Origin of the sequence: Pantoea ananatis LMG 2665, assembly GCF_000710035.2 — a bacterium.
Classification (GTDB): Bacteria; Pseudomonadota; Gammaproteobacteria; order Enterobacterales; family Enterobacteriaceae; genus Pantoea; species Pantoea ananatis.
The window spans coordinates 1184917-1211053 of sequence record NZ_JMJJ01000004.1; the positions used below are offsets into that span (position 1 = coordinate 1184917).

The window sequence follows — 26137 nt, forward strand, 5'->3', positions numbered from 1 at the left end:
AAGAAGACGTAAAGTAATTGCTGGCATATAATCCATCTTGCTCTTCTAAGATACGCACAAATAAGACACGCACAAAGCTGAAGCATGCTGAGACGGATCTCACGCCATTTTCCTGATGTCGGAAACGCCCTGTCAGTATCGCCAGATAATAAACAGCTTGTCCCCCCACCGACAATGAGCGAGCGAATTATTGTGAATAAATTAACGGCATTGAAAAAAGGATATGCAAAAGTTTTCTTATGGCTTTTGCTCACGCTGTTTTTAACCCCTGCGATTACATTGGTTTTTGCTCACTACGGCAGTCACGAACTCGATCAGGAATACACCCAGATTTTTATCGATAATGCGCGTGCGCAGAATCAAAGTCTGGGTAAATTAATGCAGTTTCTGCAAGCCAATCCGCCTTCCAGCGTCTGCGGACCGGTCGCCGATAATTTGATTGACTATAAAAATGCCGTCTGTGGACCGGGTTCCGAACTGTCGCAATTTTATCTCATCGGCAAAGTCGCTCTATGGACGATGGTTTTCAGCGGCGTCATTCTGCTGATGATCCTTCTGTTCAGTGCGCTGGCATTTAAAAGCCGACGGGGGCAGTTACTCAGCCTCCGCCTGGCGCGTCCCTTTTTAATGCTGGCGTGCTCGCTGCAGGTGCTGGTACAGGGCGCCATGTTGGTGTGGCTTTCTTTCTGGGGCACCGCCTTTTTCACGCAAAAATACTATCCAAAGCTGGTGATCCTGGTCGCGCTGCTGGTGTTGGCTGCGATGTATTACATGATCAAAGGCATCTTTAAAAAGCTGCCGCCGGAGGAGAGCATTGAAGGCGACGTGGTCAGCCGCGAAGCAGCCCCGGCACTCTGGGCGCGTGTTGACGCGCTGGCGGCCAGCGTGGGCACTATCCCGCCGGATCACATCATCGCCGGTATCGATACCAACTTCTTCGTGACAGAAGCACCGCTGAGCGTGAACGACCAGCCACTGCAAGGCCGAAAACTGTATGTCAGTATTCCCCTGCTGCGTCAGCTGAGTACCGCGCAGGCTGACAGCGTGATGGTGCATGAACTGACACACCTGCACGAAGGCGATACGGCATCGGGTGCCTTGCTGGGTCCAAAGCTCCATCGGTTCGATATGTATACGCAGTTAATGAGCGAGAATCTGTCCACGCTTATTGTCTTTTATCCGCTCTATCTTTATCGCCTGTTCTTCGAACTCGCGTGGCAGCGTAACAGCCGTGAACGCGAATTTATCGCCGACCGGAACGCCGCCGCGCGGGTCTCCTCTGCGGCGATTATTGAATCGTTAATCAAAATCTCAGCCTATGCCAGCTATCGTTACGAAGTTGAGCGTAAGCTTTTTGCAAATAAAACGCTGTATGAAAATGCACCCGGGATCAGTCAGGCCATCGCCGTTGGCCTGCCGCAACACGTGAGTTCAGCAGACTTTGTCAGCACGATGCGTGAACAGAATATCCCCCATCCCTTTGATTCTCATCCCCCACTGTCTGAAAGAATGCGCAACGTTAACTATGCCGTGGAAGAGGCGGATTACGCCGTCATCGCCGCGACATCACCGGCGGACAGCTGGGTCGATGTAATCCCGGTCGCCGATCAGATTGAGCAGCGGCTCTGGCAAAAATATGAGCGAGACTTCACCTCGCAACATGAAGAGAGCCTGGCCTGGCGTTACCAACCGACGGGTGAAGAAGAGACCGCGCTGGTCTTAAAGTATTTTCCGGATGTGCCTTTTACACTTAAAGATGGTTCGCAGATGATCATTACCTGGCAAGGCATCGTGCAGCCGCATTCAGCCGGTTTGCTTGAGTGGTATAACGTCAAAAATATTAACGTGCTGCGTCAGTTCGGCAGAGACAGTGTGTATGTGCAGCATGTTCAGCCCAATGCACAGGGCAAAAAGCGCAGCAAAATCCGCCTGCCCGGTCTGAAAAAAGAGATTGAACACGTTAAATACACGCTCAACTATTACTGGCATCGCCACCAGACGGTGCGGGCGCTGAAAGAACAGGTGCAGCCGGAAACCCCGCAAGGCACGGCCTGACCTCTGCCGTCGCGGGCGCGCCTGCGACGGTTTTTATTTTTTACGCACCACGGCTGCCGGACAGGCTCACGTCCGGCGTTTTAGCGGCCCGTTGCCGCCGTTGCTTCAACCTCCAGCAGCACGCCGTAGTGGAGTTCCGGCACCGGCACGATAGCTCTGGCGGGTTTCCACTCGCCGAGCCATTGTGCATATAGCCTGTTAAATTCTGCCCACAGCCCGACATCCACCAGATAAACCCTCACCATCACCAGATGATGCTTATTGAGGCCTTCCTGCTGCAGGCAGGCCTCCAGATTGGCCAACACCTGCGACGTCTGCTCAGCAAAGGAGGCCGTGCTGCGCATTTCTCCGGCTGGCGTGACCGGCAACAGGCCGGAGATAAACATCAATCCCGAGCCCAGAGCATAGTGCGAATAGTGGCCCGGATGCGGTGTGTCCTGTATATCGCGCGTGTGTATTAATGGTTGCATCTTCACCTCTTTACATCATGCCCGGCTTTTTCAGCGTTGTGCCGTCGCGGAAACGCGAATAGCGGAACGCGGTGGGATCGACAATCGGCGCATCCCCGGTGACCAGGTCCGCCGTGAGACGTCCCGCACCGGGGCCAATACCAAATCCATGGCCGCTGTAGCCGCAAGACAGGATCAGCCCCGGAAGCTGCGGTACGGCAGAAATGACCGGAATGTCGTCCGGCATGCAGTCAATCACGCCGCCCCAGGCCTGAGTCACCCGCAGCCCGGCCAGCGCCGGAAACTCCCTGCCTATCGCCGCCAGCCCCTTTTCAACGATGCCGTCTGAAACCTGAGGATCCAGCACCCGAAGTTTCTCGAAGGGTGAAAGGCCATCCATAGACCAGCTTGCCCGGGATTCAGGGCCTTGCAAAAACGATGAGAACCGGATTTTGGTTTCCAGATTTAACCGGCGGGCTTTGTATAAGGGGAAAAACTCTCGGGCATAGCGTAAGCCCTGGAACCCCGGCTCCAGCCGTCCGGTTCCAGACAGCGCAATGGTATAACCTCCGTCCTGGCGTGGACGACAGGCAAAGGCATCCGTATAGAAAGGCAGAGTGAGCGGCTGCTCCGCAGGATGGGTACGAAACGCACTGCCAATGACGTTACCGGCGGGCAGATCGATGCCGTGGCGGCGGCAAAACAGCGATGTCCAGGCGCCCGTGGCGCATACGACCCGGGCGGTTTTGATCAGGCCGCGTTCGGTTATCACCCCACTGACCTGTCCTGCCGAGATATCCAGCCCGCGAACCGCACAGCGCTGAAACAGAAACGCGCCCTTTTTCACCGCGGCTTCCATCAGCCCTGGCGCGGCTAAAGCCGGGTCGGCATAACCGTCTTCAGGGGAATGTACGCCGCCATGCCAGTTTGTGGTACTGCCCGGCGTCATCGTTTTGGCCTCGGCGGCACTCAGCATTCGACTGCGAATGCCGTACTGCTTTGCCATCTTGCCCCAGTTATCCCAGTTGCGAATATCCTTCTCCGTTCGCGTGGCATAGACCAGCCCGCTGGCGCGAAACCCTACGTCCATCCCGATGTCGTCGCTCAGCGCATGCCAGCGTTGCAGGGCGTGCAGAATAAGCGGAATTTCCCGCTCGTCGCGGTTAAGCTGACGGCACCAGCCCCAGTTACGGCTGGACTGCTCTGCGCCGACAAGGCCCTTTTCGATCACGGCAACCCGATAGCCTTTTTTGGTCAGCTCCCAACAGGTCGCTGCACCTGCAATCCCGGCACCGATAATCACCACATCCACCGAATCGGGGAAATGCGTACTGTCCTGAACAAGCCTGAGCGGTGCGGGCATCGTCTGTGATCTCCAGTAAAGGTGTTAAAAATCGATTAAGACACTCTTGTAGCGCTGACATGACTCAAAGGCCTGGCGCCCAAGATCTTTGCCAAAACCGGACCCCTGAAAGCCGCCGGTTGGAATGATAAAGTCCCAGGTTCGACGATAGCGGTTGATCCAGACCGTACCGCTGTCCAGGGCTTTCATCAGCCGCATCGCACGTGGCATGTTGAGCGTATGCACGCCTGCACATAAGCCAAAAACGCGATGCTGTGCGAGCGCCAGGGCTTCTTCTTCATCGCTAAACGTCTGGATGGTCAGCACCGGTCCGAAGATCTCCTCCTGAATCGCGACGTTATCCTGATTCACATTGGCTAACAGCGTCGGTTGCCAGAACCAGCCCTGCGCGGTGTTTTCGTAACGCTGGCCGCCGGCCAGAATGCTGGCCCCCTGCGCCACGGACTGCGCGATAATCGTCGCGACTTTTTCCCCCTGACGTTGATCAATCAGCGGACAGTAACGCGTGGCGGCCTGCCAGGTCATACCGGGCAGCGGTGTTTTGCACAGGGCGATAAGCTTTTCGATGACCCGTTCCGCGATACCTTGCTGAATGATCAGACGCGTCCCTGAAACACAGGCCTGACCGGCGTTGACGGTGAAGCCCAGAAACAGGCGCTCGGCGATTTCATCCGCATCGCCTGCATCGTCAAAAACCAGCTGCGGGCTTTTTCCGCCCAGTTCCAGCGTCACGGGCTTGGTACCCTGTAACGCGGCCTGGCTCATGATCGCCGCCCCGGTCGCGGTTGAACCGGTAAAGGACACCTTTCTGACCAGAGGATGGGTCACCAGTGCATTGCCGGTGACCTGTCCGCCGCCCTGAACGACGTTGAGCACGCCGGGCGGAATACCGGCCTGCACGGCCAGCTCAGCCAGCCGCGCGGTGGAAAATGGCGTCAGCTCAGAGGGCTTGAGCACCACCGCGTTTCCCGCAGCCAGCGCCGGGCCGCACTTCCATGACGCCATCGACAGCGGGAAATTCCACGGCGTGATCGCGCCGATCACGCCATAAGGTTCCGGCACCAGCATCCCCAGGCTACTGTTCTGGGTTGGAAACACATCTCCGCTGTACTTGTCTGCGCATTCTGCATAAAAACGCAGAGCAGCGGCGGTGAAAGGCACTTCAATATTGATCGTGTCCGTTATCGGACGCGTGGAGCCCACCGCCTCAAGCTGCGCCAGATAATCTTTGTCGGCATCGATCAAATCCGCCCAGCGGGAAATGGCCGCGCCACGTTCGCGTGGCGAGCAGCTTGACCAGCCGCTGCGAATGCGCGCGTCTTCCGCGAGGCTTACCGCCTCGCCAACCGTTTCTGCGCCCGCTTCGTTGATGTCGGCATAATACTGGCCATCCGAGGGACGTTTAATCCCCATTGTTTTGCCGGATGCCGAAACAAACTGGCCGTTGATAAAATGCCCGGTCGAAAGACGGACCTTATCGGGATCAAAATCTGACATGATGTCCTCTCACAATGAATGGAAAAAACGCTACCAGCCAACGATGCGTTGCCAGACCTCATGTTCGCCGTTTCGGGTGTCGATCACCTGATAGTGCGTATGCATCGCGGCGGTCGCGCAGGCGTGGTTGGGCAGAATACGCAGCAGGGTACCCAGTGGAAAATCTCCGGTGGAATACGCACTGTCGCGCGGCAACGCAATAATTCCGTGCTCCTGATTGGTGGTTGTCAGCAGCAATCCCAACGGACAACCCGCGTCGTCGCACACCAGCCCGTAGCCATAATCGGTATCCTGTGAGGCGGTGCCGCGATCGCGTGACATAGCCATCCAGCCGGCATCAACAAAAACCCAGCCCTTGTCGTGGTTGTGGCCGATCACCGTTGTCACCACCGAAAGCGCAATGTCGTCCTGGGTGCAGACGCCCAGATTGTGCATAAACAGATCGAAGGTGGAAAACACCCCGGCCCTCACCTCGGTTACGCCCGTGAGGTCCTTAGCCGCATGCGCCGTGGGCGTAGAGCCAACGCTGACGACCGGGCACGGGATCCCTGCGGCACGGATATGCTGGGCAGCGGTAATGGCAGCCTGGCACTCTTGCTGCGCCGCCCGCTGAATGTCTTGCGGCGTGCGGCAATGGTAGGACTCGCCCGCGTGGGTCATCACCCCTTCCACTACCATCCCGTGCTGATGCAGATGACCGGCAATCTCGGCCAACGTCTCGTCTTCAGGTCGAATGCCGCCGCGATGGCCATCGCAGTCGATCTCAATGAAAACGGAAAACGTCACCTGATGCTGTAAAGCGTAATCGCTGATGGCCTGTGCCTGCGCCATGCTGTCCAGCAACACATGCACCTGTTTGCCGCTGCACCGCAGGGCGGCAATACGCGGCAATTTAGCGGGCGCAATCCCCACGGCGTAAAGCACATTGCTGAAGCCAGCGGCGACAAAGGCTTCGGCCTCTGCCAGGGTAGAAACGGTGGCAGGTGAAGAGGATGCTTTGAGCAGATAAGGCGCAGACTGGAGAGTGCGAAGCGTTTTCAGATGCGGGCGAATCTGACAGCGTTGCCCTTCGATTCGCTGATACAAGCGGTTGATATTGCGTTCAAACTTAACTTTATCTAACAGCAGATAAGGCGTGGTTATGGTTAAGTGATTGAGCATCGTCGAATTCCTGTAAGGTTTTATTGATGCTCTCATCGTTTAAATCTGTTTAAAATGCCGTCAGGCCCAATTAATGATTAGGTTTGAACCTAATGATCAACAGCGAAGATTTACGTTTTTTTCAGGTCATTGCCCTGCATCCGACGCTGGCGGCGGCGGCGCGCCATCTGGATATCACGCCGCCTTCCGTGACGCAGCGCCTGCAAAGTATTGAACAAAAGATCGGGGTGAAGCTGATCCTGCGTCCGGCAAAACGCATCATTCTGACCGATGAAGGCGAAGCTCTGCTGGGTCGCGCCCGGGTGATTTTGCATGAGATAGACCAGTTGCAGGATGTGATCGATCAGACACGAAATCGCATCAGCGGAACGCTGAGAGTGCTGGCCCCGTTGGGCTTTGGTTCCGAACACATTGCCCCGCTGCTGGCGGAGTACGTCGACAGCCATGCCGATCTCAGTATTGATCTCACCCTCTCTGATAACCCCGACTGGATGCAGGCCGATAAGTGGGATGTGGTGATCTATATCGGCCATCTGCGCGACTCCACGCTCTACAGCACCCGGCTCGCCGCCAATCCGCGTTTACTCTGCGCCTCGCCGGCTTATCTGCAGCAGCAGGGTACGCCGACGCATCCTGATGCGCTGCAGCACCATCACTGTCTGGTGATCCGGGAAAATGCGGAAGATGTGACGCGCTGGACATTCAGCCACAACGGGGACGAAACGACCGTAAGGATTACGCCACGTCTCGCCAGCAATGATGGTCGTATCATTAAAAAATGGGCGCTGAGCGGTAAAGGGATTATGGTGCGCTCCGCCTGGGATGTCAGCCGCGAGATCCGCCAGGGCCTTCTTGTTCCCTTGCTGCCCGCGTTTACCCTGCCGTCTGCCGATATCGTCGCCCTGACGAGCCTGCAGGAAAAAAAGCGCCTTCCCCGCACTCAGGGCTTTATCGACCTGATGAAACACACCTTCAGCGCACCGCAGTGGGAGATCGATTAGGCCTCCCTGGTGTTGCACCGGCTGAACAGGCGTTGCTTACGATAAAAATTCGTGCTCTGTGACCTTCTCAAGCCAGGTCACCGGACTGCCGTTAAGGGATTCCGCGATGGCAATATGCGTCATTGCATGGCTGGCGGTGGCGCCGTGCCAGTGACGAACATCCTCCGGTATCCAGACGATATCGCCCTGATTAATCGTCTGCTTCTCTTCGCCTTCACACTGAATCCATCCCTGACCGGCGGTGACGATCAGCGTCTGCCCCAGTGGATGCGTATGCCAGGCCGTACGGGCACCGGGCTCAAAGGTGACGATAGCGCCGCCAACCCGTGCCGGGGCCGCTGTGCTGAAAGGCGAATCAATGCGGACCTGGCCGGTAAAATACGCCTCAGGACCTTTCGCTGAGGGAACGGCGGCATTTTTGATGATTTTCATTATCGGCTTACCTTTGATGTCGTGTGACAGAGGACAGGGACGGACGTCTCTCATTCTGGCCGCTGCTTGCCTGTGCGCACATGGCCGAAAAACACGCGCAGGCTGATGAATTGGGCAGGCTAAGCGCAGAGTTAAAAATATTTAATTTTTTCTGCATCCACTTTCGTCCCCCTACTCGTATATCTCATTGAAAGCCACTTACTCCACGCTCTAATGAGGATTTACGATGAAAAAGCTAATCGCTGTTACCGTTGTATCAAGTGCATTACTGTTTACCACTGCCTCTCTTGCCGCTATGGAGTCGGGTTCTGTCATGGTAGGCGGTGCCGCCATGTTCCCGCAAAAAAATATTGTTGAAAATGCGGTTAACTCAAAAGATCACACCACCCTGGTGGCTGCGGTAAAAGCAGCCGGTTTGGTTGATACCTTACAAGGTAAAGGCCCTTTTACCGTGTTTGCTCCAACTAACGCGGCTTTCGCTAAGCTCCCTGCAGGCACCGTAGACAGTCTGCTCAAACCGGAAAATAAAGCGAAACTGACCAGCGTACTCACCTATCACGTGGTTGCCGGTAAGTACGATATGAAGGCGCTGGAAGCCAAAATCAAACAAGGTGGCGGTCATGCCGAGCTGAAGACCGTTAACGGTCAGCCGTTATGGATTATGAACAATGGCCCCCACAATATTCAGCTGAAAGATGGCCAGGGCAACGTCGCGAATATCAGTACCTATGACGTCAACCAAAAAAATGGCGTGATAGATGTGATTGATACCGTATTAATGCCGAAGTAATAATTTATACTCGAACGGAAACAGATCATTCGGGACGCTTATGGACAAGGTGCAGGCAGTGGAGCAGGTGAAATTGATGCAGGCAATCGCCGACGGCGATCGTCAGGCATTTGAACAACTTTACCGGCTGACATCGCCTCACCTTTTTGCCATCGCGTTGCGCATGTTGCAGCATCGCCCCTGGGCTGAGGAGGTGCTGCATGATTGCTACATCACCATCTGGAGCAAGGCGGAAACCTATAATGCCGCGCTGAGCTCCCCGTTGACCTGGATGACCCACATTGTTCGTAATCGGTGTATCGACTGGCTCCGCAGCGGACAGGCACGCCTTGCCAGTGCGGAAGAAGCCCATAACGATGACCTACTGGCCGCTGAACATGACGAACTGCATAACAGACAGGATGATGCACAAGCCGCACGCTTACAGCGCTGTCTGGGAAACCTCAGCAGTGAGCAGCGCCAGAGCATCACGCTGGCCTACTATCAGGGCATGTCCCACGGCGATATTGCTCACTGGCTCCAGCAGCCGGTTGGATCGGTGAAAAGCTGGATCCGCCGGGCGATGGCGCACCTTCGGGAGTGTGTCGGACTATGAATAAACGCCAACGTGACGACGCGCTCTCTGCGGAATACGCGCTGGGTACGCTGCGCGGCAATGCGCGGTTACGCTTTCAGAAGCGTCTACAGAGTGAGCCGGAACTGACTGAGCAGGTAGCCAAATGGCAAACCCTGCTTGCCGGACTGGATCGTAGTCTGATGCCTCAGATTCCACCGGAATACGTCTGGAAAAAAATTACGCTAAGTCTGCCAACAAAGATAACGCCGCGCGTCAGGCGCGGTTATGTAGGCTGGCTGGTTGCCGCTGCCCTTGCCGCGCTGACGCTGGTGTCGTATCAGGTTATCAGGACGCCCGACTTTACCCCGCTGACCGTAATGCGGGGCGCGGAGCAACAGGGGCAATGGGTGGTCAGTGCAGATAAGGCGTTGACGCAGCTGCGTGTAACACCGTTGCAGCCGGTCGCTATTGGCGCAAACAACAGCCTGCAACTGTGGCTCATCCCTGCCGGTCAACAGCCCGTTTCCTTGGGGCTGCTGAATGCCCAGGAGACCACGCAGCTCAAACTTGCCGCGCGTGATACGCTGAAAAACGCGGTGATTGCGGTCAGCCTTGAGCCCCAGGGCGGTTCACCCACCGGGCAGCCTACCGGCCCGGTGCTTTACAGTGGCAGGACAGGATAAAACCATTCGGGCGGCGGGTTGAGCGGGTAGGACGATGGCATGCCTTTATCCCGTGTTATCGCCCCACCCGCCGCACAACCCTAAAAACGTTGCCAGTTATCTTCCTGCTTAGCATAGGCCGCACGAGCCTGAACAAAGGCGGAAGAAACCCGTGCGGGGCTGGATTGGGCAACAGGCGCGGCATCGGTCAGCACGAACGTGGCGACGAGCTGATTCAGTGCTGAGGCCTGATCCATGAGCGAGCGGGATGCCGATGAGGCTTCCTCCACCAGCGCCGCATTCTGCTGTGTCACGTCATCCATCTGATTGACGGCCTGATGCACCTGACCAATCCCCAATGACTGCTCCTGAGACGCGACGGCAATTTCGTCAACGAGGTCGGTTACCTGTCGCACCGCGTCCTTCATTCGTCCGATATTGTCACCCACCTGTTCAGCCTGATTAACGCCGGTTTCCACATAGCGCATCGAGGATTCGATAAGTTCTTTAATCTCGCGCGCTGAAGCCGAAGAACGCTGCGCCAGGTTACGCACCTCACCGGCGACAACGGCAAAACCTCGTCCCTGCTCGCCGGCCCGGGCGGCTTCAACGGCAGCGTTGAGGGCCAGAATATTGGTCTGGAAAGCCACGCCTTCGATCAGGCTAATAATGGCGGTGATTTTTTCAGAACTCTGTTTAATGTCGGTCATGGTGCCGAGCATGGTGTGAACTTTCGTGGCGCTGTCGTCCGAAATGTCCCGGGCGTTTTTCGACAGCTGGCTGGCCAGTCGGGTGTTTTCAGCCGTCTGGCGCACGGTTTCACTCAGCTCTGACATACTGGCAGCCGTCTGTTCCAGCGAGGCCGCCTGCTGCTCGGTGCGTGAAGAGAGATCTTCGTTGCCGGCCGAAATTTGCGAGGTGGCAGAACTGACAGAATGGGCCGAACGTTCAACGGACGACAGCGAGTGGGCCACATTCCCGATAAGGTTGTTAAACGCTTTGGCCGTAAGACCAATTTCATCCTGACGGGAGTCATCCGCACGCAGGGTAAGATCCAGCCGCTCGCTGGCACGTTCCATGGTGATTCGCATACCGTTAAGGTGCCTGCGGATCCCCAGAATCGTTCTGACGGAGAACGCGCCCAGCAGCAGAATGATGGCGGCCGAACCGGCAATTAACCACACCAGCGTTTGCCGGTAAACCCGGTTGTTATCTTTTTCAAATGCCGCCCCTACCTCCACATTAAACTGTAACTGTTTCTGGTAACTTTCAATTAAATCGCGAATAGACTGCCCGACCCCGCTATTGCCCTGCAGATCGGCCAGCGCAGCGTCGTCATGCAGACGGGAATTCGCCATAAAACCGGGCAAACGGTCTTCCATCTGCTTAATCAGCGCTAAGGCATGCTGACTCAGCCTGATGTCCTGATCGTTAGTGGTTTCATTTTTCAAATAAAATTCAGTCAGCGCTTTAACGGTATCCAGCCGCGTTGTTATTTCCTTTTCGAACTCGGCCTGTTTGCCTTGATCTTTTGCACTCAAATGTCGGTAAAGCGAGACGTTAAGCCGGTTACTGCCATTGACCATTTTATCCAGGTCAACCAGTGAAGGCAGCGTATTGGTTTGTACGTATTGAAAGCGCGACTGGAAGCCGCTCAATACCATGATGACGATCACCACCATGGCAATCATCGATGCCGAGAGCAGTGAAAACGTCAGGAAAAGCCGCTGAGTAATAGTCATATTAAATTCCCCGAATACTATGTTCGTTATTCATTACGTTATGCTGAAGCGCGCTAGCCATAAAGATATCGACAGGGCGTGAATGAGCATTAATGCGCTGAATAGTAAATCCGCTGAATAATGGGGGCGGACGCGGCATTACCGTTAAAAAGCATTAGCCCGTTGAATGCATAAATAAAGATGCAGGGTTTTATGACTCAGGAAATACAAATGGAATTAATGGGTGGAGGAAAGTCAATTTTTATTTAAGAGGAGGGAAATAATCTTTATTCAAAATGGCGCGCGCGTTTAATTAATAAAATTTCGCTTAAAGCCAGCTTAAAATTGTGCCTGAATATACCGGCTGCGCCGTTGTTTAATGCCGCCGTTTTTGAAATAAATTAACGCTGCAACAAACGCGAACGAATTAATCATAAGTAAGGACTATTTTAAAAATTTTTTTATTTTTTTGTTAACGCCGGGACGTTCTTCTCCGTTCGTTCGGGCCGGGCGTTAAAAACCCGCATAGCGCTGGCTTCCCTGTCTCCGCCGCGACACAGCCTTGTCATTCGCCGCATTCACGCCGCGGGTCGGCATGGCTGACAAAGCAAAAGACATAATTTGGCTTAATGCAACACGCTGACTAAACCGGTTTTAAACAGCCTGGTCGTGACGGCGGATTTACGCCACTTCTCGCGCGAAATAACTGCTGAGTTAATCGACAGTCGTGTAAAAATGTCGTAAAAAAAAGGTACAAACCTGTAAAAATGCAGTTCATAACTTAACCACCTACTCCCTAACTCACGCTAAACCGCGTAATCTCGTGCTGATCGCTGACCGGATAACCTTTCCGGCGAAGGTGGATAATTACGTGAAGCAAAACAGGATATTAAATGGCGCAGTCTGAAAAACAGTCTCTTCCTGCAGGCATGCTGGCGGCAGCGGGGATCGTATTTGGTGATATCGGCACCAGCCCGCTCTATACCTTAAAAGAGTGTCTGTCTATTCTTCCCTCTGGGGCGGTGACCGAAGAGGCGGTCATGGGGTTTCTTTCTCTGATATTCTGGGGACTGACGCTGATTGTGACGGTGAAATACGTCATCTTTATCATGCGTGCAGATCATGATGGCGAAGGCGGAATACTGACGCTGATGTCCCTGGCCCGGCAAAATGTCGGCGCGCGGCTCAGCCGCATCATCGTACTGGCAGGCCTCACAGGAGGAGCCTTCTTTTACGGTGACGGCATTATCACCCCGGCAATCTCGGTGCTTTCCGCCGTTGAGGGGATTGAAGTCGTGGCCCCGGCGCTGGATCGCTTTATTGTGCCGCTGGCCATGGTCATACTGGCGGTACTCTTTGTGATCCAGAAGCACGGCACCGAGCGCGTCAGCCGCGTTTTTGGCCCGATCATGCTGGTGTGGTTTATTACCCTGGCGATACTCGGTGTGCGCGGCATCGCCATGAATCCGCACGTTTTACATGCGCTCAATCCGGCCTTTGCCCTGACCTTTTTGCTTCATCATGAAGCCCTGTCATTTGCCGCGCTCGGCATGGTGGTGCTGGCCGTCACCGGTGCTGAAGCCCTGTATGCGGATATGGGACATCTGGGCAAAACCCCCATCAGGCTGGCCTGGTTGATCATTGCCCTGCCCGCTCTGGTGCTGAACTATTTTGGTCAGGGCGCCCTGGTGCTCGCCGAACCCAGCGCCGTGCAAAATCCGTTTTATATTCTGGCGCCCGTCTGGGCACAGATCCCGCTGATTGTCCTGTCAACCCTGGCCACGGTCATTGCTGCCCAGTCAATCATCAGCGGCGTTTACACGCTGACGCATCAGGCCATTCGCCAGGGGTTTCTGCCGCCGATGCGAGTGATCTTTACGTCTGCTACGGAATCAGGGCAAATCTACATCCCGGTCGTAAACTGGCTGCTGTTTGCCGCGGTAACTGTCGTAATCCTGGCTTTCCGCCAGTCCTCAGCGCTCTCATCCGCTTACGGTATTGTGGTGACGGGCACGATGGTGCTGACGGCCTGTCTGGCCGGTATTGTGGCGTTTAAAAACTGGAAGTGGCCATTGCCGGTGGCGTTGGTTTTTCTGCTCTGCATGCTGTTAATTGATGTGCCGCTGTTTGCCGCCAATCTGATGAAACTCCTGTCTGGCGGCTGGGTGCCGGTGCTGCTGGCGATGACCATGCTGGTGCTGATGCTTATCTGGAGCAGTGAGCGTTCCCGGCTTATCCGCCGTCTCACTGACGATCCGGTGCGGCTGAAAGCGCTGATTAGCTCCCTGGAAGCCTCTCCGCCGATGCGGGTGGGGGGAACGGCTATCTTCCTGACGCGTAAAGAGTATGAAATTCCGCAGGCGCTGCTGCATAACCTGAAACATAACCGGGTACTGCATGAGCGCACTGTCTTACTGCATATCAAAACGGTCGATCTGCCCCGCGTACACAATCAGCAGCGCATTGCGTTGCGCCAGATGTCCCCGTCGTTCTGGCAGGTGACGGCCACCTATGGCTGGCATGAGCGTCCGTCGATGCAGGATGTCCTGCATCTTTGTGGGCTGGAAGGCTTTGGCTGTACGTTAAATGAAGCGTCGTTTTTTACCTCGCACGACACGCTGGTGATGAAAAAGCGCCGCGGTCTGGCCCATGCCAAAGGCGTTATCTTCCACTTCTTCCAGCGCAATGCACTACGCGCACATGAGCAGTTCAGAATCCCGGCTAACCGGGTGATCGAACTGGGCGGGCAAAAAGAGTTCTGATAAGGGCGTTTGCGGCAGAGCGCGTCACGGGCTCTGCCGTTTTCTTTTGTCAGGATGCCCGCGTGTTCCCCGCTCGCGTTCTGCACCCTTTCACCACCCGTCGTAACGGCCTTCTTCACGCGTCTCCTGGATCTCGTCAGGCTTTGCCAGGCAAAATGTATGCTCATACAGGCATAACGGGACAGCAGGCGCCGCTGTGGCGCAAGTACCGCCTGCCGCGTTATCCCGTCAATAGTGCCCGTTGAACTCAACGCTGACTTGCAGAACGGCCCTCATCAGCGCACCAAACGCAGGATGCTGAAGAAAAATCTGTAGGCTGCGGGATCCCGTCTGGTGTCTTTGACCTTAACCCGTCACAATACCAGCCGGGATCCCCTGTTTTACCTGTGCCACCAACGCTTCATCCCTGTCACCTCCCCAGAGGTTGCAGGATGAAAAAAGGAGCAAATCATGTCTGATGCGACATCGGCTCAGTGCCACTGTGGCGCTGTAGCGTTTAACGTAAAACTGCTGGATGGCCTGAACACGGCCCGGCGCTGTAACTGCTCTTTCTGCCGTATGCGCGGCGCGGTCGTGGTGTTTGCGCCCGTCTCGGGGCTTGAGGTGGTGAAAGGCAAAGAGACGCTAAGCGAGTACCGTTTTAATTCGGGTGAGGCAGTCCACTACTTCTGTTCCATTTGTGGCATCTACACGTTTCATCAAAGCCGGTCCAATCCTGAACAGTACGGCGTGAATGCCGCCTGTCTGACGGGCGTTTCGCCTTTCGATTTCGCCTCCGTGCCCGTCACAGATGGCAATAATCATCCCCGGGATGGCGGCAAAGGCGGCGTAGTCGGCCATCTTAACTATGTTGCAGTAAAACCCTGACGCCGGGCACCAGAAGGCCATTAACCTCAGATCGCCTGGCGCACCCTTTCCAGCATCATCATTGCGTGGCTGAAAACCGCATCGGCGAGCGTCAGGGGATAATCATCGGGCAGGCTGTCCCGCACCTTAACAATCGCGGCAGGCAAGCCCGGAATAAAGGCCGCCAGTATCTGCCGCATCGCTGCCTGACTGAACCCCACGCTCCCCGCAAGGGCAAGAAAATGCGCGGGCCCAATCGCGTCAATGTGATGCTGTTTGCCCTCAGGGCCTGTCACGCCCATCCCCAGCTGGAAATCCCGTCTGTCTGTTGTGCGTAGAGAAAGGCCCGGGCAGGCGGAAAGGAGATGCTTAAAAGGCGCGAGCCGGAAGCTGCCACCGCGAGCAATCAGCAGCGAGAGATGTTTAGCGTTGACGCGCGTGATGCCCGTCAGCCACTGAAATACCAGACAGCGCATCAGATCCTCACGGTCTTTCATGGCGGAGCTTGAGCCCATCAGCAAGGCCATGATGTCATCAATTCCCGGACCGCCCTGCTGCTCATCGCGGCCAGAGAGCGGCACGCCGAGCGCCTGACACACGTCTTCTTCAGGAAGATGATAAAGGTGTTGTCCGTCGTGACGCCAACGGCGATCGTATCGTTCTGTTCTCAATTTACGGATGCCGTTCTCATGAACTAACACGGCATCCGGCACCGGGATAGTCAGCTCCCGGGCCAGGGACAGACACAGATACGCATTATCGATATCGAACTGCTGTGCCTCATCGGCGGGGGTGAAGATGCTGTGCGTTGCCTGGTCCGGCGCGACGGGCTGCCGCTTTGCCGGCAGCAGACTGAGCGCCCCGGGTAATGTGTGTCCCACTTTCTGCAATGTTGCAAAGACCTCACAGGATTTTATCGGGTGAGTCGGGTAAAAATCCTTTTCGATCAACGCGCTGGGATAGAGAAGGTTTTCGAAAAAGTGCACGACTTTCTCAGAATGCATCGCGGCGCGCTGTAAGGGCAACGAAAGCGAGAGAGGTCTGGCAAGCGGATGCTGAAGCCAGTTGGCGTCATACTGGAAATGCAGCGCGCCGTTGTGATGCAGCGTCAGCGTTCCCGTACGCTCGCCGTTTATCCAGGCAATGAGCTTTGCCATTACCAGGCATCCTCAGCCGGGGCTGAGGATGCGCTGTTTTCATGAAGCAACAGAGCAAGATCGAGCGCCTGTAAGATTTTGAACAACGTTGCCAGTGAGGTTGTATCCGGGGCATTTTCGAAGTGAGACAGGGTTGCCTGTTTCAGGCCCACTTTTTTCGCCAGTTCGACCTGGGTCCAGCCGTTTTGCTGCCGCAGTAGCCTGACCTGATTTGCCAACTGGCGGGGACTGTAAATCATGCGGTATGCTCCCTGATAAGTGAGGATTTATCCCCGTTAGAGGATATTATCAGACTTGCTGCTCTTTCGCCTGATAACTTAATTATCCCCGATAGCGGATATTTTGGAGGTACAATGACCAAATGTAACTTTCCTCTGGCCGTCACGCGGTCTTACACCGAGAATGATAAGCAGGATTTACTGGTCGGGCTGCGCGCCTATAACAACGCGTTCATCGATACTTCGACATGGGGGCCGCTGGCGGTATTTTGTCGTGATCCGCAGGGAAAATTGCTGGGCGGACTGATTGGTAGCCAAAAAGGGCACTGGCTTTGTATTGAGTTTCTCTGGGTGAGTGAATCCGTGCGCGGTTCAGGCCTTGGCCAGCAGCTGGTTCATGCAGCCGAACAGGATGCTGTCACGGCGGGTTGCCACAGTGCCCTGGTGGATACCTTTAGTTTCCAGGCGCTGCCCTTCTACCAGAAGCAGGGTTATGCCCGGCAGATGTCGTTAACGGATTTCCCTCAACCGGGCATGCAACGTCATTATCTGACGAAAGCGTTAAGCGCAGCGCGCTGATCTTCACGCTGCAAAAACGCAAGGGTTGCCCCTGTCCATCTCTCAATGGACAGGGTTAAGGCATCAGATGATATTGACCTTGCAGTCGCTTAACATGCGCCAGTGGCAAGGCAGAACACGCGTTTCGCCTCTTACCGTTACCGTGCTGACGCCATGAATATCGCGACAGGACGATCCGACCTGGAGTTCAAACTCGCCCGGCTCAACAATGCGCTTGCCATCGCGACGGGTAAAGTTAAGCATATCAACGGGAAGCGTAAAGCACAGCTCAGCCGTTTCACCCGGTTGTAACGTGACGCGCTGAAAAGCTTTGAGCTCCTGGAGCGGGCGCACCATGCTGGCGACCTTGTCCCGGATATAAAGCTGAACCACTTCACTGCCCTGCCGTTGGCCGCTATTGGTTAGCGTCATTCTGAGGCGGATTTCGCCGTCAATAGCGACGCTGTCCTGCTCGGACTGGAGCGTCCCCCAACTAAACGTTGTCCCGCTCAGACCGTAGCCAAACGGATAGCGTGCGCCAAAATGGAAGGCGATTGGCGTGCCGCCGCTTTTCAGTTTGTGGTTGTAATAGAACGGCATCGCACCGACGTTCTTCGGAACGCTCACCACCAGGCGGCCCTGCGGCTCTGCGCGGCCGGTGAGGATATCTGCTATCGCCCAGCCGCCCTCCTGTCCCGGTGCCCAGGCCAGCAGAAAGGCGGCGACCTTGTTCTCCAGGCCCTGCAGGTTATAAGGTCGCCCACCGGTCATGACCGCGATCACCGGTTTTCCGGTGTCCACAAGGGCCTCCAGCAATAACTGCTGCACGCCTGGCAGATTCAGGCTGTCGGTATCAGAACCTTCTCCTACGGTGCCGCTCTGGAACAGGCCCGCCAGATCGCCTACGCAGGCAACAACGACATCGCTTTCTTGTGCCACGCGAACCGCCTCCGCAATCAGATGCGTATCCTGTGAAACAGGCGACTGCTGCACAGGTTTCGCCCCGCTGTCTCCGGGGAAAACGGGAGCGCCTGCCGCGCGTTTCTCAATAATATGGCAGCCTTTGGCATAGCTGACGTTTTGCTGCCCCAGCGTATGGCGCAGGGCGGCGAGCGGCGTCGTTACCTGCGAGGTTTCCTCCAGCATATCGCTAATGATCAGGTGAACAGGAAAACTGTAGCCACTCAGTAGCGCGAGTGGATCGTCTGCACAGGGGCCCACAACCGCAACGCGACTGGCTTGTTGCAGCGGCAGAATGCCGTTGTTTTCCAGTAGCGTGATCGACCGCGTGGCAACCTCCCGGGCGACCTGACGGGTTTCCTCGTCCTGCAGTGAAATCGTCTCTTCATTAATGTAGGGCTGCTCGAACAGGCCCAGACGAAACTTTTCGGTTAAGATGCGGCCAACAATTTCATCCACCTTCTCCATCGACAGCAGATTACGTGATACGGCGTCCGCCAGATGGCGAGCGCAGTCATCTTTGGGCAGTTCGACGTCCAGCCCGGCGTTAAAAGCCAGCGCGGCAGATTCTGCCGCATCCTGCGCCACGCCATGATGCTGATGAAGCAGGCTGACGCCGCCGTAGTCAGCGACGACAATGCCGTCGAATCCCCACTGCTCCCGCAAGACCTCCGTCAATAAAAAACGATCGCTGTGACCGGGTTGATTATCGATGTCATGGTATGCCGGCATGACTGAACCCGCATTCGCCAGCTTGACCGCCATTTCAAACGGCAGTAAGAAGATATCGTTTAACTCGCTGAAACCCAGGTGTACCGGCGCGTGATTACGGGCGCCCTCACTGAATGAGTGGCCGACGTAGTGCTTCAGCGTGGCTAACAGATCGCGCGTGTCCCCCTGCAGGCCCTCGACGTAGACGGTGGCCATGACGCCCACCAGCCAGGGATCTTCCCCGAAGGTTTCTTCCGTCCGGCCCCAGCGGACATCGCGGGACACATCCAGTACCGGCGCCAGCCCCTGCTTACAGCCAACAGAACGCGCCTCTGTGCCAATGCGCTGTGCCGCCCGCCTGATGAGTTCAGGATCCCAGGTCGATCCATAGTTGAGCGATGAGGGAAACAACGTGGCGCCTTTGCAGAGCAAACCGACCAGGCACTCTTCATGCAGCAGCGCCGGGATGCCCAGGCGTGAGCCTTCAGTCACGTCGCGCTGCAGGCGATTCGCCGCTCGGACGCCAGTCAGCGCGTCAACGATATGCGTTCCCAGCGGACGGGTAATCTGACCTATACCGCGGGTTAATCTTTCTTTCAGTGCTGTCTGGGCACTGACGCCAGTAAACTCATCGCTTAAATCTGTGCGTTCCTGGTGATTGCCCTCTTCATCCAGAATGAGCCAGTAAGCATGCATCTGCGCGAACTTTTCTTCCGCCGTCATGCGCGGCAGCAGATCCGCGACGCGTTCAGCGACCGGACGATGAGGATCCTTATAGATTGCAGTCATGTTTCACTCCTTTATGCAGATTTCAGATAGTCTTGCTGGCGTCCATTTTCTCTTCAGCGGCGCGCTTCGCGGCCAGCTCAAGGGCGATAGCATTCACCCGCGCGCTGTTCAGTTTGTAGAGAAAAAGCAGCAGCAACATGCAGGTAAACAGAACGCCGGGAATAATGTTGTGCATCAGGTTGATGGTGGTGATGATGCGAGGTGTTTGTGCGGCCACGCCGGGCTGGTAATGAACCAGTCCCAGAATCCAGCCCACGACAGCCCCGCCCATGGCAAGGCCAAATTTGATGGCAAACAGCGCCGTTGAAAATACGAGGCCGTCCAGTCGTCTTCCGCTGCGCTGTTCTTCAAAGTCCACCACATCCGAGAACATGTTCCATTGAATGGGCGTGGTCAGGTTCTGAACAAAACCAAAAACAATATTCACGGCAATGATCAGCCAGACCTGAGAAGGCGGAATAAAATAAATCGTGGTGACAAAAAAAACAAAACTGGCAAGGCAAATCTGATAAGTGCGCACGCGATCAAATTTTCCCAATAACCGCTCTGAAAAAAAGGCCCCGCACAATGCCGCTATCATGCCGGTAATTATAAAAGTGAATACGAGGTCAGGACGCAATAAAACGTAGTTCATGTAATAAATGGTGGAGGAGCCACGGGTTACCACCGCCGTGAGCAGCAGGATGTTAAAAATAACAATGATGCACCACTGGCTGTTTTTACTCAGCGCCTTGAGGTCGGACCACATCGAGTTTGCGCTGTCACTGCGGGGTAAATAACGTTCCCGGGTCATAAAGAAGCAGCAGTAGATTAAAACCACCCCTAAGAACCCCATGAAGCCCATGGCAAAAAGGTAGCCTTTTGCCTTGTCACCCTGACCTAACAGATCCACCAGCGGCAGCCCGATGACGGTCACCACCAGCCCGCCGATAAACGCGCAGGCAAACCGCCAGGATTGCAAAGAATGGCGTTCGCGGGGATCGAGCGTCAGTGCACCGGGCATGGCGCAGTAAGGGACGTTTACCGCAGAGTAAATAAAGCTGAGAATCGTGTAAGTGACACAGGCATAGACGATCTTCGCCGTGGGGCCGACATCCGGAACATAAAAGGTAATGAGACAACTGACGCCAAACGGAATCGCAAACCACATCAGCCAGGGCCGAAAACGACCGTGCTTCGTTCGGGTGCGATCGACCAGCGCGCCAATACAGGGATCGACAAAGGCATCGGCCAGACGAACCACCAAAAACATCGTCCCCATAATGGCGGCCGGTAACCCAAACACATCTGTATAAAAGTAGGCGAGGAACAAGGTGGCGGTTTGCCACACCATTGAACTGGCGGCATCACCGATGCCGTAACCCATTTTATCTTTTGTCGTGAGCACAGAGGATACAGAGGATATAGTCATTGTTATGAGCCTTATAATTAGGTGAAAAACCTGTTCAGTCAGCTTTCCACGCTCTGCCTGTACAGGCAGGCCAGGCTCAAGTATTAGTAGTCTGGAGGAGTAGCAACAATTCCAGAAATTACCAGCCAATTTATGATATTTAGTTTTTTTGCGGGTTTGTGATGCAGTGCATATTGATAACTTATCGATCAATACATTTTTGACGAAATATTTTTGACACCAGGTGGGGTTACTTTGTTATAAGCCAGTAATGTTCTCATATAAAATCGCTATGACATGGCGAATATGCACGCTTGAAATAGTATAGCCTTGTTACTATTTGTATTGTTTTCTGTTGCGTTATGGCAAATAATATCTCTTCAGGGAGAATTTTACCGCCCGAGATGCGTTATCCTGCCCACTGAACGACTGAGCAGCCCTATTTTCAGATGAATAAAATGTTATTTAGCTGAACGTCAGAGTGAAAAGTTAGTAAAATCAGTACAGGATAGCCGTGAGGGCTGCAGTAACTTTTAGAGGAAATGGAATGCTTGAACTGTTTGACGTCAGTTATGAAGAGCTGCAAACCACACGTTCAGAAGAACTTTATAAGCTCAGAAAAAAAACTTTTAGCGACCGCCTGGGATGGGAAGTCGTGTGCAGTCAGGGCATGGAGTCGGATGAGTTTGATGGCCCAGGGACGCGTTATATTCTGGGTATCTGCGAAGGGCAGTTAGTGTGCAGTGTCCGCTTTACCTGCCTGGATCGCCCCAATATGATTACCCACACCTTTCGTCACTGTTTTGACGACGTTCCCCTGCCCGCTTACGGCACCGAGTCCAGCCGTTTTTTTGTTGATAAAGCCCGCGCGCGCGAACTGCTGGGTGAGCACTATCCTGTCAGCCAGGTACTGTTTTTGGCTATGGTTAACTGGGCGCAGAACAATGCTTATACGCATATCTACACGATAGTCAGCCGGGCAATGCTGAAAATACTGAAACGGTCCGGATGGCAAATCAGCGTGGTCAAAGAAGCTTTTCTGACGGAAAAAGAGCGTATTTATCTGCTGACGCTGCCAGCCGGGGAAACCGATAAACAGCAGTTGGGTGGGGATATTGTTGCACGTACGGGCTGCGCGCCCGTCGCCGTAACTACCTGGCCGCTGACGCTGCCGGTCTGATAAGATCTAACTCAACACCCAGTCTGATAGCCTGTCGGGCGTTACTGACGCCCAGTTTAACCACCACATTTTTGATGTGAAATTTTACAGTGCTGACAGAAATACCGGTAATGGCGGCAATCTCAGAGTAGGTTTTCCCCATACTCGCCCAGTACAACACCTCATTCTCACGCGAAGAAAAGATGGTTTTATCGGCGTTTTGATTCACCGTCGGTGCTCTTTCCGCTTCTGCGCCAGCCAGTCGATACATCTGCTCATTAAAATCGATCAGCAACATCTGCATCGTGCCCTGCTCTGAGGCAAGACGCTGTTCCAGTGCGGCCTGGTCGTTGCCTTTAATGATGACCGATAGCAACGCCAGGTTGTTCATATGGTCGTGGAGCACGTAGGTAAAGCCATTAACGATGTTGTATTGCTTCGATAATGAGAAAATTTTAGTAAACCGGAGATCGGACATCAAAGTGATGTTCTCGTCCCAGGCAAAGGGTGAGGTGCGTTTAAAGGCGGTAAGGATAACCGGATCGGTTAACTGAAAATTATTGGCGCGGTATAACCTGACCCATTCGTCAGGATAACTGGAAATAATCAGAACATTTGAAGGATTTTTTTTGCTCACAACAGTGTAAGCGTACTCAGGACTGCCAAACGAAGATAACTTTCTCTGTATGTAAGTCTGAAGCGTATCCGTTATTGTTTGATTTTCAAGAAAAAAAGAAAACATTCAGGCTCCATGCTGCTTCTTTTACTTAACGATGACATAACCTGCACTTTAGTACAGGTAAGATAATACTTAAGAATAACTTACAATGATTCAGCCAGAGGTTACAATGGGTTCGAGTTGTTTAGCGGTAAAAAAAAACCTGACCTGCAAGGCCAGGTCGCTGAAACAGCCAACACCAGGGAAAAACTTTCCGGCCAGACTTCACAAACTATAAAGTGATGCTGGCCGGGACACTCAGAGTAACATCTCAGAAACATTTGTACAAACATTTACCTTCGCTTTCCCACACCTGATTGTCCTCCTTTATCATATGCAATGATCTCCCCTCTTCTTTCATGCCATAAGCGCCTTTTATTCAATGCGTTAGCCTTCACCTGTGCGTGTCGCCAGGAAAGAGGATGCGCTCTTTTTGGCCTAATGGCGCTCCCCCTTAAGGAAAAATCAACATATTCTGCTACTTCCGCTGCGCTTATCTGCAATATCGTCGGCAAACCCTCGTCATAAAGCCTGTTTTCATCTACCAATACGGATTAAATAAGCATTTGAATGTGACAAATATCACATCTGTGCCAGGCTTAAACTCTCTGACCACCCTGTTCAAGGAGTTCACTATGACGACGTCAAATAACCACATTCAAGACCCGGATCGCTTTCCGAAGCCGCCGTTCAGGCAGCAGCCGCAGCAGGCACCCGGATTAGCCAGTGAGATGGATCCTGCTCCCGATCATGGTGAAAAAAGCTATCGTGGACATGGTCGCCTTACCGGCCGTAAAGCGCTGATCACCGGCGGCGACTCGGGTATTGGCCGTGCGGTTGCAATCGCCTATGCGCGTGAAGGTGCAGATGTGGCCATTAACTATCTGCCGGAAGAAGAGTCCGATGCGGTTGAAGTGATTAAACTGATTGAAGCCGAAGGGCGCAAAGCTGTGGCCATCCCCGGCGATCTGCGTTCTGAAACCTTTTGCCAGACGCTGGTTAACGAAGCGGCCGAGAAGCTGGGCGGGCTGGATATTCTTGTCAATAACGCCGGACGTCAGCAGTTTAATGAATCCATCCGTACGCTGAGCACAGAAGATTTCGATGCCACCTTTAAAACCAATGTCTATGCGCCATTCTGGGTAACGAAAGCCGCGCTGGCGTATTTGCCGCGCGGGGCCTGTATCATTAACACCTCTTCCGTGCAGGCCTTTAAACCCAGCGATATCCTGCTGGACTACGCGCAGACTAAAGCCTGCAACGTCGCCTTTACCAAAGCACTGGCTAAACAGCTCGGCCCGGAAGGGATTCGCGTGAACGCGGTCGCACCGGGTCCGTACTGGACGCCACTGCAGCCGAGCGGCGGTCAGCCGCAGGAGAAAGTGGAACAGTTTGGCGCAGACGCGCCGCTGGGCCGCCCCGGTCAACCCGTAGAGATCGCCCCACTTTACGTCACCCTTGCGTCGGACGAGTGCAGCTTTGCCTCTGGGCAGGTATGGTGCTCTGACGGGGGAACCGGAACGTTGTAAGCGTTTTTAATACGCCATGGCCGCACTGCGCGGCCATTTTTTTGCCTGCTTTTCGGCATTACTGTAACGCGTCGAGAATCGCCACGGCCGCCTTAATGCGTTCCGGATTGGGATAGTTTTTATTCGCCAGCATAACGATGCCGCTGTTGAGCTGAGGGACAAAGGCAATGTAGGCCCCAAACCCGTTTGTGGAGCCGGTTTTGTGGATCCAGCTGGCGCGGTCCGCGGCTTTTACCGGGTTCACCAGCGTGGCAGGCTGAGCCTCCAGCGCGGTTTTCGTGTCGCTGGCGTCGATGAGCGTTTGCTCCTTCACCGGCCATGGATAGATTTCCCATCCCAGCCCCTGAGAAAGTTGACCTGCCGTTAAATAGTGCGACTGTGCGGTGAGTATGCCGTTGCGTAAAACCGTATTGCCGGACGATAACCCGTTGGGATTCGCATTGGCCTGCATAAAGGTCATCATGTCGCGCGCGGTGGACTTCACTCCATAGGTTTCTGCCGACAGCATTCCGGGAGAGACGCTCACGGGCTGGCCGTCTTTATAACCCCACGCATAGTCGAACATCATGGACGCCGGAACGGTATAAAAAGTGCGCGTGAGCCGCAACGGTGTAAAGACGTTCTTCTGCATGGCTTCTTCAAACTCGCCCTTTACCATGAGATAACCCAGCAGGCCGAGGCTGACATTGGAATATTGCCGCTGAATGCCCGGCGCGACACCGGGCTGCCACTGCTGCGCGTAACGGAGTAAGGAATCCTGATCGACCACGCTGGCAGGAAGCTGTAACGGCATGCCACCTGCGCTGTAGGTGGCGAGGTGCACCATCCTGATCGCCTGCCACTGCGGGCCTTTTAGCGCGGGCCAGTACTTTTGTACCGGATCGTTCAGGCGAAGTTCGCTGTTACGTATCATCACGCCAGCCAGTACGCCGGTAAAGGTTTTGCTGACGGAACCAAGTTCGAACAGCGTATTTTCCGTCACCCGTCGATCGGTTGCGGTATCCGCTACGCCAAAGTTCAGGTACTGCGGGCGGCCTTTATACAGGACCGCGACGGACATGCCAGGAATCCCCTGCTCCGCCATTAATGGCGTAATCACGTCCTTAACCCGCGAGGCAATCTCCTGTGAGGATAAATCCGTCGCGCTGCTGCTGGCGCTAAGGGCGAAGAGTAATGCAGTAAAATATATTTTCATCAGCACTCATTCAGGTGACAGTTCATCAGTTTGCGCGTAAGACTTCGCCCAATCGGGCGGAGATATAATCGCGCGACCATGATCGCGACATTAATGCGGCCCGTAATGGTAAAGCTGCCGGGCTGGCAGTGTTAGCTCACGGAGAGCCTGTAAATTCCAAATCGCTTAACGCGGCTTAGGTTCGGCTCGGTGAAGTGGGAATCCTCGCCCAGGGCGGGGAGCCGTCAATGACACTGAGCAGCGCATGATTGCACGCAAAGCTGCGCCTGGGTACTACAGGCACCGGAATTACGCGTATTACAATGAGATTGCTCAACATAACAGCGAGTCTGACAGCTGGAGAGATCACATTTTGCGGCGATGGGCATCAGTTGAGGAAGCGGCGCGCGCGCCGGAAAGCTGTGTGCGGGTTGTGCCAGTGCGCTGCTGGCCGTCAGGCAGGACAGCAGCAAAGCAAA

At 54.7% G+C, this 26137-nt stretch carries 22 protein-coding genes; 10 read left to right on the forward strand and 12 right to left on the reverse strand.

Annotated features, from left to right (window positions below):
• Window positions 1-174 precede the first annotated feature (174 nt).
• On the forward strand, window positions 175-2055 hold the full coding sequence (locus tag EL29_RS07335; RefSeq protein WP_028715161.1) for a M48 family metallopeptidase: 1881 nt from the start codon (window positions 175-177) through the stop codon (window positions 2053-2055).
• 80 nt (window positions 2056-2135) lie between these two features.
• Here the strand turns inward: EL29_RS07335 and EL29_RS07340 are convergent, their stop codons facing one another.
• Genes EL29_RS07340 through EL29_RS07355 form a run of 4 tightly spaced genes read right to left on the reverse strand, consistent with a single transcriptional unit; the run spans window position 2136 to window position 6525 of the window.
• Entirely contained in the window at window positions 2136-2525 is a 390-nt protein-coding gene (locus EL29_RS07340) for a RidA family protein (RefSeq protein ID WP_019105197.1), read from the reverse strand.
• 10 nt (window positions 2526-2535) lie between these two features.
• A complete protein-coding gene (locus tag EL29_RS07345) occupies window positions 2536-3867 on the reverse strand; it encodes an NAD(P)/FAD-dependent oxidoreductase (protein WP_028715162.1) in 1332 nt (443 codons plus the stop codon).
• Window positions 3868-3891: 24 nt separating this feature from the next.
• Complete coding sequence (locus tag EL29_RS07350) at window positions 3892-5364, reverse strand: aldehyde dehydrogenase family protein (RefSeq protein ID WP_028715163.1); 1473 nt, start codon at window positions 5362-5364, stop codon at window positions 3892-3894.
• A gap of 30 nt (window positions 5365-5394) precedes the next feature.
• Entirely contained in the window at window positions 5395-6525 is a 1131-nt protein-coding gene (locus EL29_RS07355) for a DSD1 family PLP-dependent enzyme (RefSeq protein WP_028715164.1), read from the reverse strand.
• Window positions 6526-6617: 92 nt separating this feature from the next.
• Here EL29_RS07355 and EL29_RS07360 point away from each other — a divergent pair, with 92 nt between their 5' ends.
• Window positions 6618-7526 carry a LysR family transcriptional regulator gene (locus EL29_RS07360; protein WP_028715165.1) on the forward strand — a complete coding sequence of 303 codons (909 nt, stop codon included), beginning with the start codon at window positions 6618-6620 and terminating at the stop codon, window positions 7524-7526.
• 36 nt (window positions 7527-7562) lie between these two features.
• On the opposite strand, the gene EL29_RS07365 is transcribed toward EL29_RS07360, so the two are convergent.
• Window positions 7563-7958, reverse strand: coding sequence for a (R)-mandelonitrile lyase (locus EL29_RS07365; RefSeq protein WP_028715166.1), 396 nt, complete (start codon window positions 7956-7958; stop codon window positions 7563-7565).
• A 226-nt stretch (window positions 7959-8184) separates the two neighbouring features.
• On the opposite strand from EL29_RS07365, the gene EL29_RS07370 reads away from it, so the two are divergent.
• From EL29_RS07370 to EL29_RS07380, 3 genes are read left to right on the forward strand one after another with little or no spacing between them, the layout of a single operon-like run.
• Window positions 8185-8748, forward strand: a complete 564-nt coding sequence (locus tag EL29_RS07370) for a fasciclin domain-containing protein (protein ID WP_014593752.1) — start codon at window positions 8185-8187, stop codon at window positions 8746-8748.
• 40 nt (window positions 8749-8788) lie between these two features.
• Window positions 8789-9343: an RNA polymerase sigma factor gene (locus EL29_RS07375; RefSeq protein ID WP_013025822.1), complete on the forward strand. Its 555-nt coding sequence runs from the start codon at window positions 8789-8791 to the stop codon at window positions 9341-9343.
• Entirely contained in the window at window positions 9340-9987 is a 648-nt protein-coding gene (locus EL29_RS07380) for an anti-sigma factor (protein ID WP_014593753.1), read from the forward strand. The genes EL29_RS07375 and EL29_RS07380 overlap by 4 nt, the downstream gene beginning before the upstream one ends.
• An 80-nt stretch (window positions 9988-10067) precedes the next feature.
• Here EL29_RS07380 and EL29_RS07385 read toward each other — a convergent pair whose 3' ends face one another.
• On the reverse strand, window positions 10068-11708 hold the full coding sequence (locus EL29_RS07385; RefSeq protein WP_013025824.1) for a methyl-accepting chemotaxis protein: 1641 nt from the start codon (window positions 11706-11708) through the stop codon (window positions 10068-10070).
• 872 nt (window positions 11709-12580) lie between these two features.
• Here EL29_RS07385 and kup point away from each other — a divergent pair.
• Both kup and EL29_RS07395 read left to right on the forward strand, forming a co-directional pair.
• A complete protein-coding gene (kup, locus tag EL29_RS07390) occupies window positions 12581-14449 on the forward strand; it encodes a low affinity potassium transporter Kup (protein WP_013025825.1) in 1869 nt (622 codons plus the stop codon).
• 450 nt (window positions 14450-14899) lie between these two features.
• Window positions 14900-15316 carry a GFA family protein gene (locus EL29_RS07395; protein WP_014605803.1) on the forward strand — a complete coding sequence of 139 codons (417 nt, stop codon included), beginning with the start codon at window positions 14900-14902 and terminating at the stop codon, window positions 15314-15316.
• A gap of 26 nt (window positions 15317-15342) precedes the next feature.
• On the opposite strand, the gene EL29_RS07400 is transcribed toward EL29_RS07395, so the two are convergent.
• Both EL29_RS07400 and hipB read right to left on the reverse strand, forming a co-directional pair.
• Window positions 15343-16452 carry a HipA domain-containing protein gene (locus EL29_RS07400; RefSeq protein WP_028715167.1) on the reverse strand — a complete coding sequence of 370 codons (1110 nt, stop codon included), beginning with the start codon at window positions 16450-16452 and terminating at the stop codon, window positions 15343-15345.
• Window positions 16452-16691, reverse strand: coding sequence for a type II toxin-antitoxin system antitoxin HipB (gene hipB / locus EL29_RS07405; protein WP_014605801.1), 240 nt, complete (start codon window positions 16689-16691; stop codon window positions 16452-16454). The genes EL29_RS07400 and hipB overlap by 1 nt, the downstream gene beginning before the upstream one ends.
• A 114-nt stretch (window positions 16692-16805) precedes the next feature.
• On the opposite strand from hipB, the gene EL29_RS07410 reads away from it, so the two are divergent.
• Window positions 16806-17249, forward strand: coding sequence for a GNAT family N-acetyltransferase (locus EL29_RS07410; RefSeq protein ID WP_014605800.1), 444 nt, complete (start codon window positions 16806-16808; stop codon window positions 17247-17249).
• 63 nt (window positions 17250-17312) lie between these two features.
• Here the strand turns inward: EL29_RS07410 and EL29_RS07415 are convergent, their stop codons facing one another.
• Together EL29_RS07415 and EL29_RS07420 are read right to left on the reverse strand one after the other, a co-directional pair.
• Window positions 17313-19688, reverse strand: coding sequence for a glycoside hydrolase family 3 N-terminal domain-containing protein (locus EL29_RS07415; protein ID WP_028715168.1), 2376 nt, complete (start codon window positions 19686-19688; stop codon window positions 17313-17315).
• Between the two features lie 22 nt (window positions 19689-19710).
• Window positions 19711-21099 carry an MFS transporter gene (locus EL29_RS07420; RefSeq protein ID WP_028715169.1) on the reverse strand — a complete coding sequence of 463 codons (1389 nt, stop codon included), beginning with the start codon at window positions 21097-21099 and terminating at the stop codon, window positions 19711-19713.
• A gap of 526 nt (window positions 21100-21625) precedes the next feature.
• Between EL29_RS07420 and EL29_RS07425 the strand changes: the two genes are divergently transcribed.
• The gene (locus EL29_RS07425) at window positions 21626-22258 is read left to right on the forward strand and encodes an acyl-homoserine-lactone synthase (RefSeq protein WP_019105188.1); all 633 of its coding nucleotides are present in this window, start codon (window positions 21626-21628) and stop codon (window positions 22256-22258) included.
• Here EL29_RS07425 and EL29_RS07430 read toward each other — a convergent pair.
• Window positions 22230-22979 carry a helix-turn-helix transcriptional regulator gene (locus tag EL29_RS07430; RefSeq protein ID WP_013025833.1) on the reverse strand — a complete coding sequence of 250 codons (750 nt, stop codon included), beginning with the start codon at window positions 22977-22979 and terminating at the stop codon, window positions 22230-22232. The two genes, EL29_RS07425 and EL29_RS07430, sit on opposite strands and share 29 nt — an antisense overlap.
• Before the next feature lie 611 nt (window positions 22980-23590).
• On the opposite strand from EL29_RS07430, the gene EL29_RS07435 reads away from it, so the two are divergent.
• Window positions 23591-24484: an SDR family oxidoreductase gene (locus EL29_RS07435; RefSeq protein ID WP_014593760.1), complete on the forward strand. Its 894-nt coding sequence runs from the start codon at window positions 23591-23593 to the stop codon at window positions 24482-24484.
• A gap of 58 nt (window positions 24485-24542) precedes the next feature.
• On the opposite strand, the gene ampC is transcribed toward EL29_RS07435, so the two are convergent.
• Entirely contained in the window at window positions 24543-25685 is a 1143-nt protein-coding gene (ampC, locus tag EL29_RS07440) for a class C beta-lactamase (RefSeq protein ID WP_028715170.1), read from the reverse strand.
• Window positions 25686-26137 lie beyond the last annotated feature (452 nt).

Excerpts from the sequence above, each read along its gene's own strand:
- EL29_RS07335 (WP_028715161.1), top strand. The coding sequence starts at position 175 with ATGAGCGAGCGAATTATTGTGAATAAATTAACGGCATTGAAAAAAGGA.
- EL29_RS07340 (WP_019105197.1), bottom strand. The coding sequence starts at position 2,525 with ATGCAACCATTAATACACACGCGCGATATACAGGACACACCGCATCCG.
- EL29_RS07345 (WP_028715162.1), bottom strand. The coding sequence starts at position 3,867 with ATGCCCGCACCGCTCAGGCTTGTTCAGGACAGTACGCATTTCCCCGAT.
- EL29_RS07350 (WP_028715163.1), bottom strand. The coding sequence starts at position 5,364 with ATGTCAGATTTTGATCCCGATAAGGTCCGTCTTTCGACCGGGCATTTT.
- EL29_RS07355 (WP_028715164.1), bottom strand. The coding sequence starts at position 6,525 with ATGCTCAATCACTTAACCATAACCACGCCTTATCTGCTGTTAGATAAA.
- EL29_RS07360 (WP_028715165.1), top strand. The coding sequence starts at position 6,618 with ATGATCAACAGCGAAGATTTACGTTTTTTTCAGGTCATTGCCCTGCAT.
- EL29_RS07365 (WP_028715166.1), bottom strand. The coding sequence starts at position 7,958 with ATGAAAATCATCAAAAATGCCGCCGTTCCCTCAGCGAAAGGTCCTGAG.
- EL29_RS07370 (WP_014593752.1), top strand. The coding sequence starts at position 8,185 with ATGAAAAAGCTAATCGCTGTTACCGTTGTATCAAGTGCATTACTGTTT.
- EL29_RS07375 (WP_013025822.1), top strand. The coding sequence starts at position 8,789 with ATGGACAAGGTGCAGGCAGTGGAGCAGGTGAAATTGATGCAGGCAATC.
- EL29_RS07380 (WP_014593753.1), top strand. The coding sequence starts at position 9,340 with ATGAATAAACGCCAACGTGACGACGCGCTCTCTGCGGAATACGCGCTG.
- EL29_RS07385 (WP_013025824.1), bottom strand. The coding sequence starts at position 11,708 with ATGACTATTACTCAGCGGCTTTTCCTGACGTTTTCACTGCTCTCGGCA.
- kup (WP_013025825.1), top strand. The coding sequence starts at position 12,581 with ATGGCGCAGTCTGAAAAACAGTCTCTTCCTGCAGGCATGCTGGCGGCA.
- EL29_RS07395 (WP_014605803.1), top strand. The coding sequence starts at position 14,900 with ATGTCTGATGCGACATCGGCTCAGTGCCACTGTGGCGCTGTAGCGTTT.
- EL29_RS07400 (WP_028715167.1), bottom strand. The coding sequence starts at position 16,452 with ATGGCAAAGCTCATTGCCTGGATAAACGGCGAGCGTACGGGAACGCTG.
- hipB (WP_014605801.1), bottom strand. The coding sequence starts at position 16,691 with ATGATTTACAGTCCCCGCCAGTTGGCAAATCAGGTCAGGCTACTGCGG.
- EL29_RS07410 (WP_014605800.1), top strand. The coding sequence starts at position 16,806 with ATGACCAAATGTAACTTTCCTCTGGCCGTCACGCGGTCTTACACCGAG.
- EL29_RS07415 (WP_028715168.1), bottom strand. The coding sequence starts at position 19,688 with ATGACTGCAATCTATAAGGATCCTCATCGTCCGGTCGCTGAACGCGTC.
- EL29_RS07420 (WP_028715169.1), bottom strand. The coding sequence starts at position 21,099 with ATGACTATATCCTCTGTATCCTCTGTGCTCACGACAAAAGATAAAATG.
- EL29_RS07425 (WP_019105188.1), top strand. The coding sequence starts at position 21,626 with ATGCTTGAACTGTTTGACGTCAGTTATGAAGAGCTGCAAACCACACGT.
- EL29_RS07430 (WP_013025833.1), bottom strand. The coding sequence starts at position 22,979 with ATGTTTTCTTTTTTTCTTGAAAATCAAACAATAACGGATACGCTTCAG.
- EL29_RS07435 (WP_014593760.1), top strand. The coding sequence starts at position 23,591 with ATGACGACGTCAAATAACCACATTCAAGACCCGGATCGCTTTCCGAAG.